16 protein-coding genes are annotated in these 13,416 nt (G+C 70.6%); 9 read left to right on the forward strand and 7 right to left on the reverse strand.

Annotated features, from left to right (window positions below):
• Position 1: 1 nt before the first annotated feature.
• The 3 genes from AB0F52_RS19435 to AB0F52_RS19445 are packed head-to-tail and all read right to left on the reverse strand — an operon-like array spanning position 2 to position 1,553.
• Positions 2-619 (reverse strand): class I SAM-dependent methyltransferase, encoded by a 618-nt coding sequence (locus AB0F52_RS19435; RefSeq protein WP_360172405.1) that lies wholly within the window; start codon positions 617-619, stop codon positions 2-4.
• 9 nt (positions 620-628) lie between these two features.
• Positions 629-1,009 (reverse strand): DUF2203 domain-containing protein, encoded by a 381-nt coding sequence (locus AB0F52_RS19440; protein ID WP_360172408.1) that lies wholly within the window; start codon positions 1,007-1,009, stop codon positions 629-631.
• Between the two features lie 25 nt (positions 1,010-1,034).
• The gene (locus AB0F52_RS19445) at positions 1,035-1,553 is read right to left on the reverse strand and encodes a hypothetical protein (protein WP_360172411.1); all 519 of its coding nucleotides are present in this window, start codon (positions 1,551-1,553) and stop codon (positions 1,035-1,037) included.
• Between the two features lie 247 nt (positions 1,554-1,800).
• Here AB0F52_RS19445 and AB0F52_RS19450 point away from each other — a divergent pair, with 247 nt between their 5' ends.
• Together AB0F52_RS19450 and AB0F52_RS19455 are read left to right on the forward strand one after the other, a co-directional pair.
• Positions 1,801-3,024 (forward strand): NADP-dependent isocitrate dehydrogenase, encoded by a 1,224-nt coding sequence (locus tag AB0F52_RS19450; protein ID WP_360172414.1) that lies wholly within the window; start codon positions 1,801-1,803, stop codon positions 3,022-3,024.
• A 182-nt stretch (positions 3,025-3,206) separates the two neighbouring features.
• On the forward strand, positions 3,207-3,503 hold the full coding sequence (locus AB0F52_RS19455) for a hypothetical protein (RefSeq protein ID WP_086844049.1): 297 nt from the start codon (positions 3,207-3,209) through the stop codon (positions 3,501-3,503).
• A gap of 4 nt (positions 3,504-3,507) precedes the next feature.
• On the opposite strand, the gene AB0F52_RS19460 is transcribed toward AB0F52_RS19455, so the two are convergent.
• The 3 genes from AB0F52_RS19460 to AB0F52_RS19470 all read right to left on the reverse strand — a co-directional run bounded on the left by AB0F52_RS19460 (position 3,508) and on the right by AB0F52_RS19470 (position 6,026).
• Positions 3,508-4,056, reverse strand: a complete 549-nt coding sequence (locus tag AB0F52_RS19460) for a permease (RefSeq protein WP_360172417.1) — start codon at positions 4,054-4,056, stop codon at positions 3,508-3,510.
• A 79-nt stretch (positions 4,057-4,135) separates the two neighbouring features.
• Complete coding sequence (locus AB0F52_RS19465) at positions 4,136-4,717, reverse strand: TetR/AcrR family transcriptional regulator (protein ID WP_360172420.1); 582 nt, start codon at positions 4,715-4,717, stop codon at positions 4,136-4,138.
• Positions 4,718-5,267: 550 nt separating this feature from the next.
• Positions 5,268-6,026: an MBL fold metallo-hydrolase gene (locus AB0F52_RS19470; RefSeq protein WP_360172423.1), complete on the reverse strand. Its 759-nt coding sequence runs from the start codon at positions 6,024-6,026 to the stop codon at positions 5,268-5,270.
• 103 nt (positions 6,027-6,129) lie between these two features.
• Here AB0F52_RS19470 and AB0F52_RS19475 point away from each other — a divergent pair, with 103 nt between their 5' ends.
• The 7 genes from AB0F52_RS19475 (at position 6,130) to AB0F52_RS19505 (ending at position 12,168) form a co-directional block, all read left to right on the forward strand.
• A complete protein-coding gene (locus tag AB0F52_RS19475) occupies positions 6,130-6,966 on the forward strand; it encodes an exodeoxyribonuclease III (protein ID WP_360172426.1) in 837 nt (278 codons plus the stop codon).
• A 328-nt stretch (positions 6,967-7,294) separates the two neighbouring features.
• Entirely contained in the window at positions 7,295-7,672 is a 378-nt protein-coding gene (locus AB0F52_RS19480) for a hypothetical protein (RefSeq protein WP_360172429.1), read from the forward strand.
• Positions 7,673-7,718: 46 nt separating this feature from the next.
• On the forward strand, positions 7,719-8,753 hold the full coding sequence (trpS, locus tag AB0F52_RS19485; protein ID WP_360172432.1) for a tryptophan--tRNA ligase: 1,035 nt from the start codon (positions 7,719-7,721) through the stop codon (positions 8,751-8,753).
• Complete coding sequence (locus AB0F52_RS19490) at positions 8,750-9,250, forward strand: AAA family ATPase (RefSeq protein WP_360172435.1); 501 nt, start codon at positions 8,750-8,752, stop codon at positions 9,248-9,250. The genes trpS and AB0F52_RS19490 overlap by 4 nt, the downstream gene beginning before the upstream one ends.
• A gap of 305 nt (positions 9,251-9,555) precedes the next feature.
• Positions 9,556-10,566: an inner membrane protein YhjD gene (gene yhjD, locus AB0F52_RS19495; protein ID WP_360172438.1), complete on the forward strand. Its 1,011-nt coding sequence runs from the start codon at positions 9,556-9,558 to the stop codon at positions 10,564-10,566.
• 58 nt (positions 10,567-10,624) lie between these two features.
• Positions 10,625-11,734: an acyl-CoA dehydrogenase family protein gene (locus AB0F52_RS19500; RefSeq protein ID WP_360172441.1), complete on the forward strand. Its 1,110-nt coding sequence runs from the start codon at positions 10,625-10,627 to the stop codon at positions 11,732-11,734.
• Positions 11,731-12,168 carry a helix-turn-helix domain-containing protein gene (locus tag AB0F52_RS19505; protein WP_360172444.1) on the forward strand — a complete coding sequence of 146 codons (438 nt, stop codon included), beginning with the start codon at positions 11,731-11,733 and terminating at the stop codon, positions 12,166-12,168. Before AB0F52_RS19500 ends, AB0F52_RS19505 begins: the two co-directional genes overlap by 4 nt.
• Here AB0F52_RS19505 and AB0F52_RS19510 read toward each other — a convergent pair.
• On the reverse strand, positions 12,165-13,409 hold the full coding sequence (locus AB0F52_RS19510) for a D-alanyl-D-alanine carboxypeptidase family protein (protein WP_360172447.1): 1,245 nt from the start codon (positions 13,407-13,409) through the stop codon (positions 12,165-12,167). The two genes, AB0F52_RS19505 and AB0F52_RS19510, sit on opposite strands and share 4 nt — an antisense overlap.
• Positions 13,410-13,416 lie beyond the last annotated feature (7 nt).

The raw sequence follows: 13,416 nt of genomic DNA on the forward strand, positions 1-13,416 counted from the left end.
GTCACGGCGCGGTCGCGTGCACCAGGAAGACGCTGCGGATCCGGTCGCCGGTGTCGACGGTGAACGTCCGCGCCGAAGCGTCCGCGAAGCCCGCCGACGAGGCCAGCGCCGCGGCGCCGGCCTCGCCGGTCGGGAAGGACAGGTCCGCCGGCACGAACTCGGCGAACGGCCCGGACGGCTTGAACCGCGCCCCCGACACGATCGAGAACGCCAGCCGGCCGCCGGGGCGCAGCACGCGGAGCCAGTCGGCGAACGCGGCGGCCCCCAGGAAGTGCAGCGAAGACGCGCACAGCACGACGTCGGCCGAGTGGTCCTCGACCGGCAGCGGCGCGGCCGGCCCGACCCGCCACTCGATCCGCCCGTCCGGATCCTGCGCGGGCGCCTTCGCCTCCGCCCGCGCGACCATGGCCGGTGACAAGTCGACAGCCAGCACGCGCGCGGGCTTCAGCCGTAGCGCCGCGTACGCCGCGACGCCCGTCCCGGTGGCGACGTCGAGGACGAGTCCCGGAGCGTCAGGGAGCGGCTCGACCAGGGCTTCCGCCACCGAGCCGTGGAACGGGTCGTCGTCGTACTGCTCGGCTGTGCGGTCGAAGAAGGCGGCTCGGGATTCGTCGGTCACGCACCCAACCTAGCCGGGGCCACCAGCGGTTTTCAGGGGACGACGGCCGGCGAAGCCGAGGTCGGCGCGGTGGTACCAGCCCAGCTCGCGGTCACCTTCGAGCCAGCACAGGAGGACGTCGGTGCCGTCCAGCTCGGCCGGGAAGTCGACCAGCAGCGGCGCGAACCCCTTGAGCTCGGCGCCGGTGCGCTGCACCGTCGTCATCAGGTCGTCGAGACGGGCCTGGGCGGCCTTCCACTCGGGCAGCCCGCCCAGCGCGGTGGCGCGGCCGCCGGGCCGCAGCGACGCGGCGAGCTCGGCGGCGTCGGCCCGGACGCGCACCAGTTCGTCGAGGACCGGCCGCAGGCGCGCCAGTTCGTCGCGCGCTTCCGCGACGGTGAACAGTCCCATTCGCCGATGATGCCATCGGCGTGCGTCAGCCTTCGCGCCGCCGCCGGACCAGTGCGTTGGCCAGTCCGCTGCCGACCAGCAGGAAGCCCACGCCGAGCAGGCCGCCGATGAAGAGGAAGTCCATGACGCCGTACGCGATGTCGCTCTTCGGCATCAGGTTGACCAGCCGGAACCCCCATTCGGGCACGGCCATCGCGGCGACGCCGGGCAGCACGCCGTAGATCAGGCCGCCGAGGATCGGGCCGGTCGCCGACAGCGCGCCGAGCGCGGCGACGACCAGCAGCAGGATCGCCCCGCCGGCCAGCAGTGCGATGCCCAGCGGGTCGCGGTTGGTGCTCAGGGTGGCCTGGATCAGCTGCTGCTGGCGCAGCCCGCCCCAGCTCAGCAGGCCCAGGGCGACCGGCGTGAGCACGAGCCCGCCGAGCGCGCTGACCACGTGCGCGGCGCCCCGGCGTGGCCGTTCGTCGAGCACGTCGGGTTCGCCGGTGTCCGGGTAGTCGTTCTCGTAGTCGTCTTCGTAGTCGGCGTACCGATGGGTCGACATGGCCGTCACCTCCCGCACAGTGGGTTCACGGGTGGCATCGTGCCCTGGTTCACCGCCGAACGCCTACGGTCGCTCGGCGAGCGGTCGGATCGGGGTCCCGCCCGGTGATCCGGGCCACAAAGCGCGGGTGGAGACTTGATGCCGACCACTACTTGAACCATCCAGGTGCGTCAAGCAGTACGCTTGTACCGCTACCGGCGAGACGTATCGAAGAACGCGAAGATCCGCGGAAGGAGCACCGCTGCTCATGGCCAAGATCAAGGTCCAGGGCACCGTCGTCGAACTCGACGGCGATGAGATGACCCGCATCATCTGGCAGTTCATCAAGGACAAGCTGATCCACCCGTACCTGGACGTGAACCTGGACTACTACGACCTGGGTATCGAGGAGCGGGACCGCACCGACGACCAGGTCACGGTCGACTCCGCGAACGCCATCAAGAAGCACGGCGTCGGCGTCAAGTGCGCCACGATCACCCCGGACGAGGCCCGCGTCGAAGAGTTCGGCCTCAAGAAGATGTGGCTGTCCCCGAACGGGACCATCCGCAACATCCTCGGCGGCGTGATCTTCCGCGAGCCGATCGTCATCCAGAACATCCCGCGGCTGGTGCCGACGTGGACCAAGCCGATCATCATCGGCCGCCACGCGCACGGCGACCAGTACAAGGCGACCAACTTCAAGGTCCCCGGCCCGGGCACGCTGACCATCAGCTACACCCCGGACGACGGCTCCGAGCCGATGGAGTTCGAGGTCGCGAAGTTCCCCGAGGGCGGCGGCGTCGCCATGGGGATGTACAACTACAAGAAGTCGATCGAGGACTTCGCGCGCGCCTCGCTGCAGTACGGCCTCGACCGCGGCCTGCCGGTCTACCTCTCGACCAAGAACACCATCCTCAAGGCCTACGACGGCCAGTTCAAGGACGTGTTCGAGGAGATCTTCCAGAACGAGTTCAAGGCCGACTTCGACGCCAAGGGCATCTCCTACGAGCACCGCCTGATCGACGACATGGTCGCCGCGGCGATGAAGTGGGAGGGCGGCTACGTCTGGGCGTGCAAGAACTACGACGGTGACGTCCAGTCCGACACGGTCGCGCAGGGCTTCGGCTCGCTCGGCCTGATGACGTCGGTGCTGCGCACGCCGGACGGCCGGACCGTCGAGGCCGAGGCCGCGCACGGCACGGTCACCCGGCACTACCGCCAGCACCAGCAGGGCAAGCCGACGTCGACCAACCCGATCGCGTCGATCTACGCCTGGACCCGCGGCCTCGAGCACCGCGGCAAGCTGGACGGCAACCAGGAGCTGATCGGCTTCGCGAACAAGCTGGAGCAGGTCGTCGTCGAGACCGTCGAGAGCGGTCAGATGACGAAGGACCTGGCGCTGCTGATCAGCAAGGACCAGCCGTTCCAGACGACCGAGGAGTTCCTCGCGACGCTGGACGACAACCTGGCGAAGAAGATCGCCCAGGGCTGAGTTCGCTGCTGCGAAAGCCCCTTCCCGGTTCGCCGGGAAGGGGCTTTTCGGTTGATCACGCGTTGTCACCTCGCGGGTGAGCCACTGGAGCCTCCGGGTGGTTGCGACGTCCGGCACTGCCGTCCGGGTAAAGGATTGCCTACCCTTGGCGGTGGGGACGGGCTCGCGGGTTGGAGGAAGGCATGTCGAAGAAGACTTTGCTCATCTTGGGCGCGCTCGTCCTGGTCGTCATCGTCTACGCCATGAACACGGGCAAGCAGGCGTCGGGGGCGTCGGCCACCGGCTGCAAGGTGACGGTGACCGCGGACGTCCTGAACGCCCGCGAGGCGGCCGACGGCAACGCGAAGATCGTCGGCAAGTACCTGCGCGACGCCCAGTTCGACGCGCTGCCGGGCGTGCAGAACGGCTTCCGCAAGGTCGCCGACGACAAGTGGGTGGCGGCCGAGTTCACCCAGCCCGTCGCCGGCTCCGCCTGTTGAGTCTTCAGAGACCGATCAGGTCGGCCGCGAGCGTGACGACGCCGAACGCCGCGGCCGACAGGCCGAGCGTCCTGGCGCGTTTCGGATCGCGTTTCGCGGCGGCGCGCCAGTAGAGGCCGATACCGATCGCGAGCATCAGCAGTTCGACGCCGGCCGAGACGGCGGGCAGCCGCCAGAGCCCGAAGCCGAAGGTGGGCAGATCGCCGGCGTTGCCGGGCAGGATCGGCAGGTCGGCGCGGTGCACGACGAGGTCGAGCAGCCAGTGCGAGAACACGACGCCGCCGAGGACGAGCCCGGCTTCGCGGCCGAGCCAGTGGGCGGCGACCGCGCCGAACAGCGCGGCGAGCACGAGCGCGCCGACGAGGGAGTGCGTGTAGTCGGCGTGGATGACGCCGCCGCCGTAACCCTCGCCGTCGATCGTCTCGACACCGCTCAGGTAGAGCGGTACGAAGACGACGTCGAGCCAGGCGGTGGCGAGCATGAGCGTCCAGACGGGGATGGCGGGCCGCCCGGCCTTGACGGCGGCGGCCAGCCCGAAGTGCCCGGCGATCATCGGCCGGCCTCCGTCCAGGGGAAGCGGGCGTCGAGCACGCCGAGCCCGACGGTGAAGAGCAGTACGGCGAGGATGAAGGTCATCGGTTTCCCTGTTCTGCGTAGGTTTCGAGGCCCTGGACGAGCATTTTCTTGAGTACTTCGAAGCTCTCGCCGACGTCTTCCGGGCGCCCGAAGCCGCCGGAGGCCTCGAGCCCGGCGAAGCCGTGGACGGCGGCGCGGATGCACCGCGTGGCGTGGACGGATTGGGCGTGGTCGAAGCCGAACGGCCGCAGCACGGCGAAGACGACTTCGGCGACGGCGTGGGTGGCGGTGCTGAGTTCGGTGTCCCCCTGGTCGGGTGCGGCGGTCAGGGCGCCGGTGCGGTGCGGGTGGTGTTGCAGGTAGTGGCGGTAGGCGTCGGCGAGTGCGGCAACGGCGTCTCCGCCCTCGCGCCCGGTGGCGGCGGTGCGGAGGGTTTCGGCCATTTCCTTGACGACGCGGAGGTCGATCAGCCGCCGGAGATCGGCGAGGTTTTCGACGTGCTTGTAGAGCGAGGGTGCGGCAACACCGGCGCGGCCGGCGATCTTGGCGAGGGTGAGTGCTTCGGGTCCGGACTCGTCGACGAGGGCCATGGCGAGATCGACCACGGCTTCGGTGGTCAGGCCGGCCCTAGGCGACATGGTGGCTACTTGGCATAGCTTTAAAGCTATGACGCGTAGCTTCGGTCGTCAAGGCCCGGTTTTTGTCGGTGGTGGGTGCTAGAACTGATCACAGGAAAAACCGCAGGTGGCGGCGTGGGGCCGCCGGGAAGGAGGAAGCGTCCGGGAGCGGGCGACAACTGAATCGCGGGACGAGCCAGAGTGTCCGCGGGGTCTCCAGGGGGAGTCTCGCGGGCCGGACGGGGTGTTCGGACGGTGCGGGATCGGCGGCGGTGAGATCGAGCCCTGGGGACCGCGCTCAGACGGGGGTCGGGGCGCGAAGGGGGAGATGTGCCGTGGCGAGGGATCTGCGTTCCGGGGGCTGGGTGGTGGGCTTGCTCGGAAGGCCTTGCGGAGCTGGATGGGTGCGCAGCGGGCCCTGCTCGGAGGGGTCATCGAGCGGCCGGTCCGTCGTCTGGGTGCGCTCGGGCTTGCGGTGGTAGAGCAGCGCGCCGCTCCCGAGCGGTGCGAGCGCCGCCATCGGAGCCGACCCATCGGCGCCGGGCCGGCCGTCACCTGCCTCCAGCGGGCGTCAGAGCTCGATCGCGGAGTCCTCTTCCGCCACGAGCACCTCGCCACCGAACTCGGCGCGGGCCTCTTCGGCAGCCGCAGGGCGGTCGGTGCCCGGCCAGAAGTGGGTGAGCAGGAGCCGGCGGGCGCGCGCCCTCTGTGCCCAGTGGCCCGCCTCTGCCGCCGTCATCAGGTAGCGGGGCTCTCCCTCCGGCGGTGGGGTGCGGAGGGTGGCGTCGCAGATGAACAGGTCGGCGTCGCGGCCGAGTTCGGCCAGCAGTGGCGACGGTCCCGTGTCGCCGGTGTACGCCACCGTCAGCCCGGGTGCCGTGAGGCGCACGCCGAAGTTCGGCTGGTGGTGCGGCAGCGGGTACGGCGTCATGCGGAACGGTCCGACGTCGGCCGGCTCGGCTAGGTCGTGCACCTCGAACAGCGTCTCCGGGTGCGGCCGGGGCTCCATCGCCTCGAGCCGGCGGACCGTGCCGGGCGTGCAGTGCAACGGCAGCCGTGCCGAGGGCGCGCCGGCCTGGACGGTGTAGTGCCACGCCCGCCCGAGCGCGCTCACGTCCGCGCAGTGGTCGGGGTGCTCGTGCGTCACGACGACCGCGTCGGGCAACCCGTTGCGGCAGTGCGTGAACAGGCGCGGTGCGGCGCCGTACCCGAGGTCGAGGACGACGCGGAAGCCGTTGTGCGCGAGCAGGAATCCGGCGCAGGCACGGCCGGGCTCCGGCCACGCGCCGCAGCTCCCCAGCACGGTCAACCGGCTCCCCGCTTCGCCCATGCGCGGCAGTCTGGCAGAGCGAGCCCGGCTCCCCGCACCGGTTTTCGGGACCCGCCATCGCCGCCACGCCCGGCCCCGAGGCGCCGGCTCGCCGGCCGGTAGCGTGCACGGCGTGCTGACCGTCTCCACCGTGAACGTCAACGGCCTCCGCGCCGCCGCCAAAAAGGGCTTCGTCGAGTGGCTCGCCGCCACGAAGGCCGACGTCGTCGCCTGCCAGGAGGTGCGGGCCGAAGCCAGTCAGCTGCCCGCCGCCGTTGTCGACCCCGATGGGTGGTTCTCCGTGCACGCGCCTTCGGCCGCGAAGGGCCGCAACGGCGTTGCCGTCTACAGCCGGGTCGAGCCCGAAGAGGTCCGGATCGGCTTCGGGGAGCCCGAATTCGAGGACAGCGGGCGGTACCTCGAGGTGCACCTGCCGAACGTCGTCGTCGCGAGCCTCTACCTGCCCAGCGGGGACGTCGGCACCGAACGGCAGGACGAAAAGGAACGCTTCATGGCCGCGTTCCTGCCCTACCTCGCCGAACTGCGGGCGAAGGCCGCCGCGGCTGGGCGGGAGGCCGTCGTCGTCGGGGACTGGAACATCGCCTACGACACCGTCGACCTCAAGAACTGGCGCGGCAACCGCAAGAACTCCGGCTTCCTGCCCGAGGAACGCGCCTGGCTCGGCCGCGTCTACACCGAGGCCGGGTACACCGACGTCCAGCGCCGGCTCGATCCCGAAGGCCCCGGCCCGTACACCTGGTGGTCCTACCGCGGCCAGGCCTTCGACAACGACTCCGGCTGGCGCATCGACTGCCAGCTCGCGACGCCCGGCCTCGCCGAGAAGGTCGTCGACGTCGTGGTCGAACGGGCAGCCGCCTACGACCAGCGCTGGTCCGACCACGCGCCGGTCACCGCGACCTACGACATCGACTTTCCCTGCGAGTCACCCCAAGAGGTATAGACCACTCACGACCGGGTGAAAGTTTCCCGGAGGGGACGAAGTCGTCGAACTGGGGTCACATCGGCGATGAATGGCGACAGCTGCGGAGAACGGGTGACACCCGATCGGGCACGCTCCGGTCATGCTCTACTCCGGGTAGTAGCAGGGTCGCCCGGCTGAGTGGTCGAAGTGAACCCTGGGGGCGCCGAGAGCGTATTAAGGAATGAGCGCTACCCTCGCTTCCGAGTTGATCAGAACCGGCAGGTCTTGACACGCTCGGTAGTTTTCTGACCAGTAGCACGCAACGCCTCACTCGGATGGGTGAGCGTTACTCGCGGGAGGCACTCCGGTGCGCAACCCAGGTCGAACCCTGTTGCGGTCCACCCTGCGCGGTTTCCGCGCGGCCGTGGTGGTCGCGCTCGTCCCGGCCGGCCTGCTCCTGGCCGGCGGCGGCAGCGCGTTCGCCGACGTCACGACGACAGCGCAGGCCGACACCAACGCCGCGAGCTTCGGCGTGCTCGGCCCCGTCGGGGTGGTGGCCGTCGCGCTCGGCATCATCGGCATGACGCTGGGTGTGCTGCGCCAGCGTCGCAAGACGCGCCTGGCCGAGGCTGCCCCCGCCGTGCCGGAAGTTCCCGACCCGGTCACGGCGATGGCCGAAGCCGTCCTCGGCGAGCCCGACATGACGCCGACGCGGCCGTTCCTCACGCCGCGCCCGAACGCCTGAGGGCCCTCGGCGCCCGTCGCTCGCCTCGGCCTGGAAGAATCCTGACGTGTCCGAAGAGCAGACCGTCGCAGCAGAGCGCCGCCCGCGGGTCCTGTCCGGGATCCAGCCCACCGCCGACTCCTTCCACCTCGGCAACTACCTCGGTGCGCTGCGCCAGTGGGTGAAGCTGCAGGACACGCACGAGACGTTCTACAGCGTGGTCGACCTGCACGCGATCACCGTCGAGCAGGACCCGAAGGTGCTGCGGCAGCGCACCCGCGTCTCGGCCGCCCAGTTGCTCGCCATCGGCATCGACCCGCAGCGCAGCGCCCTGTTCGTGCAGAGCCACGTCCCGGAGCACGCCCAGCTGAGCTGGGTGCTGGAGTGCCAGACCGGCTTCGGTGAGGCCGGCCGGATGACGCAGTTCAAGGACAAGTCGGCGAAGCAGGGCTCCGACAGATCCAGCGTCGGCCTGTTCACGTACCCGGTCCTGCAGGCGGCGGACATCCTGCTGTACCGGGCGGACGCCGTCCCGGTCGGTGAGGACCAGCGCCAGCACCTGGAGCTGACGCGCGACCTCGCGCAGCGCTTCAACAACCGGCTGGGCAAGACGTTCGTGGTGCCGGAGCCGTACATCATCAAGGACACGGCGAAGATCTACGACCTGCAGGAACCGACGGCCAAGATGAGCAAGTCGGCGTCGAACGTCAACGGGATCATCGAGCTGCTCGAAGACCCGAAGCGCTCGGCGAAGAAGATCCGCTCGGCGGTCACCGACACGGGCCGCGAGGTCAAGTTCGACGCCGAGAACAAGGCGGGCGTGTCGAACCTGCTGACGATCTACTCGGCCCTGACCGACCGCACGATCCCGGACCTCGAAGCGGCGTACGAGGGCAAGGGCTACGGCGACCTGAAGAAGGACCTCGGTGAGGTCTTCATCGAGTGGGTGACCCCGATCCAGGACCGCGCGAAGTCCTATTTGGACGATGTGGCGGAGCTGGACAAGGTCCTCGCCGCGGGTGCCGAACGTGCTCGCGAGGTGGCGTCGAAGACGCTCGCGAAGACGTACCAGCGGATCGGGTTCCTGCCGCCGGTGCGGTGAAGCTGATCCTGCTCAACGGCCCGCCGGGCAGCGGCAAGTCGACGCTCGCCCGGCGCTACGCCGACAACCACCCACCGGCGCTGGCCCTGGACGTGGACCGCATCCGCGCCATGATCGGCGGCCGGCGTGCGTCCCCGGCCGAAGCCGGCGTGCTGGCGCGGGACATCGCGGTGGCGGCCGCGCGCACGCACCTCGGCGCGGGGCATGACGTGGTGGTGCCACAGCTGGTGGTTCGCGCGGGCTTTCCGGAACGCCTCGAAGCACTGGCGGGCGAATGCGGGGCGAGCTTCCACGAGGTGGTGTTGCTGCCGGGGCGCGAGGCGGTCCGGCGCCGCTTCTCCGCCCGCGGTTCGTCGGAGGTCGAGGTCGCGGCTCCACTGACCGAGCCGGAGCTGGATCAGGCTTACAACGCTGTCGCCGCGTTCGCCGCGCGGCGCGGGGTGCCAGTGCTCACCGCGGCGGACGCCTATCCCGCCTTGCTGGCTGCTCTCACCTGAGCCGGGGACCGCCCTGCCGATGGTGCTGCTGTCCTTCGCCGACACAGCGTCGGCATCACGGTGAGCTGACCGGTCTGGCGGGGTGGGCGGAGACCCGAAAACTCCCCCGCCCTCCCTGGGGGGCGTGCCCAAGTCCAGTCTATCGGCGCCCACCGACGAACCCGGTTTCCGTGGCCGGAAACGAGCGGCTCGTCCACAACCGGCCACCCCTGTGGACAACACCGGCGCGCCCCCGTCAGGAGGACACCTCCCCCGAGGGAACCGCTCGCGTTGCGGGGTTCACCAAGCGTGGTTAGCGTTTCACGGTGGCGAACGAAGAGAAGGAAAAGCTCCTGCCGCGGCTGCGGCGGAAGCACCCGTGGCTCGATCACCTCATCCGGGCCAACGACGCCTTCACCGAGCGGTACGGCAACCACTACGCCGCCGCCATCACCTACTTCAGCGTGCTCTCCGTCTTCCCGCTGTTCATGGTGGCCTTCGCCGTGGTCGGGCTGGTCGTCAACCACGACCAGACGATCATCACGAAGATCACCGATGGCATCAACAACTCCGTGCCCGAAGGCCTCAAGGACCTCGTCAACGGCATCGTCAAGGGCGCGCTCGACTCCGGCGGCGGGATCGGGATCTTCGGTCTGCTCATCGCCCTCTACTCCGGCATCGGCTGGATGTCGAACCTGCGGGACGCGCTCACCGCGCAGTGGGGCCAGGAAAAGCAGCCGCAGCCGCTCGTCAAGCAGACGCTCAAGGACCTCGTCGCGCTGATCGGGCTCGGCGTCGCGCTCGTCGTCTCCTTCGCGCTGACCGCGGTCGGTGGCGGGGTCGGGCAGTTCCTGCTCGAACTCGTCGGGCTCGAGCAGGCCACCTGGGCGATCGTCCTGCTTCGCGGGGCCACCATCGTGCTCGGACTGGCCGCGAACACCCTCGTCTTCATCTGGGTCATCGCCCGGCTGCCCCGGGAGCAGGTCGCGCTGCGCAGTGCCGTCAAGGGTGCCGTGGTCGCCGCCGTCGGGTTCGTCATCCTGCAGCAGGTCGGCTCGCTCTACCTGGCCAGCGTCACGAAGTCGCCGTCGGCCGCGCTGTTCGGGCCCGTCATCGGTCTGCTGGTGTTCGCGAACCTCGTTTCGCGCTTCCTGCTGCTCATCACCGCGTGGACGGCCACCGCGAAGGAAAACGAACGCAAGGTCATCGCGCCCCCGCCGCCGGTGCGGCTCGAGCAGAGCGTCACCGTGCAGCGCGGGCCGGGCCTCGGCACCGTCGCGAGCGCCTTCGGTGCCGGTGCGCTGCTGGCGTGGCTGGGTGGCCGCCGCAAGTCTTGACAGCCGGCCACGCGGTAAAGAAACTGAACCGGTAAGAAATCTGAACCGGAGGGGTTTCGTGCTGCTGGACGCCGCCCGCGAGTGTGCCGACCTCGCCAAGACCCTCGCCCCGGTCACCGAGCGGCAGCGCGCGTTGCCGCCCGAGCTGGTCGCCAAGCTGACCGAAGCCCAGCTGTTCCGCACCGGCGTCCCCGGCCACCTCGGCGGTCCCGAAGCCCCGCCTGCCGTCAGCCTCGAAACCGCCGAGACGGTCGCGCGCGGGGACGCCTCGGCCGGCTGGTGCGTCTCGATTGCCGTGACGAGCAGCCTGCTTTCGGCCTACGCCCCGCGGAAATGCGCCGAAGAAGTCTTCGGGGACCCGCGCACGGTCGCCGCCGGCGTCTGGGCGCCGCGTGGGACCGGCCGAAAGGTCGACGGCGGGTACGTCGTGAATGGCCGGTGGGCGTTCTGCAGCGGCATCCCGCACGCCGGCTGGCTCTTCGCCGGGTTCGTGCACGGGAAAGCGCTCTACGTCGCCGCGCTGCCGAAGGCCGAAATCGAAGTGCTCGACACGTGGCACACGAACGGCCTGCGCGGGACCGGCAGCCACGACTGCGTCGCCGACGAACTGTTCGTCCCGGAACACCGCGTCTTCTCGGTGATGGCCGGTCCGCCCGCGGAAGCCGTTGCGCTGCACCGGTTTCCGCTCTTCGGCTTCTTCGCGTTGTCGGTCGCGGCCGCCGCGCTGGGCAACGCGCGCGGCGCGATCGACGACCTCGTCGAGCTCGCCTCGACGCGCAAACCGCTCGGTTCCAGCCGGTCGCTGGCCGAGCGGTCGGCGACCCAGGCCGCCGTCGCGGAGGCCGAGGCGGCCCTGCGCGCCGCGCGGCTGCTGTTCTACAGCAGCATCGACGACGCCTGGCAGGCCGCGCAAAGCACCGAACCGGTGCCGGACGCGCTCAAGCTGGGCCTCCGGCTGGCCGCCACGCACGTGACGCGCACGGCCGCGACGGTCGCCGGAAGCATGTACGACCTCGGCGGTGGCGCGGCGATCTACGAGACTTCGCCGCTGCAGCGCCGGTTCCGCGACGCGCACACCGCGACCGCGCACTTCCAGGTCAACCCGGCCAGCTACGAACTTCCCGGCAAGCTGCTGCTGGGCGTCCCGGCCCGCACGGACCAGCTGTGACCGGCCTCGGCCACCGGTTCACGGCGGACTCCGTCAGCCGCGCGCTCGACCTGGTCGGCGAGCGGTGGAGCCTGCTCATCCTGCGCGAGACCTTCTTCGGCGTGCGCCGCTACGGCGAGTTCGCGCGCAACCTGGCCATCCCGCGCCCGACGTTGTCCGCGCGGCTGAAGACCCTCGTCGACGCCGGCGTGCTCGAGCGCGTCGACCCGGTGCCGGAGTACGTGCTGACCGCCGCCGGGCGGGACCTCTTCGGCGCCGTCGTCACGCTCATGCAGTGGGGCGACAAGCACCTCGCCGGACCGGAGGGACCGCCGATCCTCCTGCGGCACGACGACTGCGGCGAGATCGCCGGGACGTTCGTGGCCTGCGCGCACTGCGGCGGCGTGATCGCCACCGATCGGGTCACGCCGGAGCCGGGGCCCGGTTTCCGCTAGCTCGCGGCCTTCTTGCGCTGGTGCCCGACCACGAACCCGCCGAGGATGATCAGGAACACCACCAGCGTGAGGATCCAGCCGGTGACGCCGAACGGGTCTTCCTTCGCCGCCGGCGCGGCCGCCGACGTGCCGCCGTTGCCGGTGCCGCCGTCGGCGAGCACGGACGGATCGCCGTTCGACGGGGCCGCCGCGGGCGGCTGGTAGGTGATCTGACCGACCGGCACGGCTCGGTCGTCCTCCAGCGCGAAGCCGTAGTCGAGCAGCTTCGCCGCCTGGTCGACCACCTTGGTCGGCTTCTGCTCCGCCCGCAGCATGACGACCGCGAGGCGCTTGCCCTTGCGCTGCGCCGCGCCGACGTAGGTGTGGCGCGCGTCGTCGGTGAAGCCGGTCTTGCCGCCGAGGAAACCGGGGTAGACGCCGAGCAGCTTGTTGTCGTTGAAGATCGGGATGGCCGGCTTGCCGCCGGCCGGCGGGAACTCGAAGTTCTTCGTCCCGACGACCTTGGCGAACTCCGGCTGCTTCATCGCGTAGTTGAAGATCAGGCTGAGGTCGTAGGCCGAGGTCGACATGCCCGGCCCGTCCAGGCCCGACGGCGTCGCGGCGCGCGTGTCCTGCGCGCCGATCTTCGCGGCCAGCGCGTTCATCTTCGCCACCGCGGAGTCGGCCCCGCCGAGCGCCGTGGCGAACGCGTGCGCGACGTCGTTGCCCGAGTGCATCAGCAGGCCGTGCAGCAACTGGTCGACGGTGTACTGGCCGCCGGCGACGAGGCCGACGCAGGTGCACTCCTGCTCCGCGTCCTCCTTCGTCGCGACGATCGTCTGCTGCGGGTCCAGCTGGGTGACGACGACCAGGGCGAGCAGCGTCTTGATCAGCGACGCGGGCCGCTGCCGGGCGTGCGGGTCCTTCGCCGCGACGACCGCGCCGGTGTCGAGGTCCTGCACCAGCCACGACGCCGCGGTGTTGCCGTCCGGCGGGTTGAGCGCGCCCTGCGGGGTGACCAGGCCGCACTCGGCCATCCGGTTGCCGCCGACCGGGACCGCGGGCACGGCCAGCGGCGCCGGGGCCGGCTTGCCCGGCGCGGGCTTCTCCGACGTGTCGACCGGCGGCGGCGGAGCCTGGCGGTTCGCGCACTGGCCCTGCTGCGCCGCGGCAGCGGCCAGCGCCGGGGTGCTCAGGGCCAGGAGGGCGGCGGCGAGCGTCGTCGTGAAGACCTTGAGCGACCGGGAGACAACAGAGTGCACCCACGCA

This window comes from Amycolatopsis sp. NPDC024027 (genome assembly GCF_040638975.1).
Lineage (GTDB): Bacteria > Actinomycetota > Actinomycetes > Mycobacteriales > Pseudonocardiaceae > Amycolatopsis.

What these genes read in the sequence shown, in the direction of transcription:
- AB0F52_RS19455 (WP_086844049.1), top strand. Translation starts at nt 3,207, where the DNA reads ATGTCGAAGAAGACTTTGCTCATCTTGGGCGCGCTCGTCCTGGTCGTC.
- AB0F52_RS19450 (WP_360172414.1), top strand. Translation starts at nt 1,801, where the DNA reads ATGGCCAAGATCAAGGTCCAGGGCACCGTCGTCGAACTCGACGGCGAT.
- AB0F52_RS19470 (WP_360172423.1), bottom strand. Translation starts at nt 6,026, where the DNA reads ATGGGCGAAGCGGGGAGCCGGTTGACCGTGCTGGGGAGCTGCGGCGCG.
- AB0F52_RS19465 (WP_360172420.1), bottom strand. Translation starts at nt 4,717, where the DNA reads ATGTCGCCTAGGGCCGGCCTGACCACCGAAGCCGTGGTCGATCTCGCC.
- AB0F52_RS19460 (WP_360172417.1), bottom strand. Translation starts at nt 4,056, where the DNA reads ATGATCGCCGGGCACTTCGGGCTGGCCGCCGCCGTCAAGGCCGGGCGG.
- AB0F52_RS19445 (WP_360172411.1), bottom strand. Translation starts at nt 1,553, where the DNA reads ATGTCGACCCATCGGTACGCCGACTACGAAGACGACTACGAGAACGAC.
- AB0F52_RS19440 (WP_360172408.1), bottom strand. Translation starts at nt 1,009, where the DNA reads ATGGGACTGTTCACCGTCGCGGAAGCGCGCGACGAACTGGCGCGCCTG.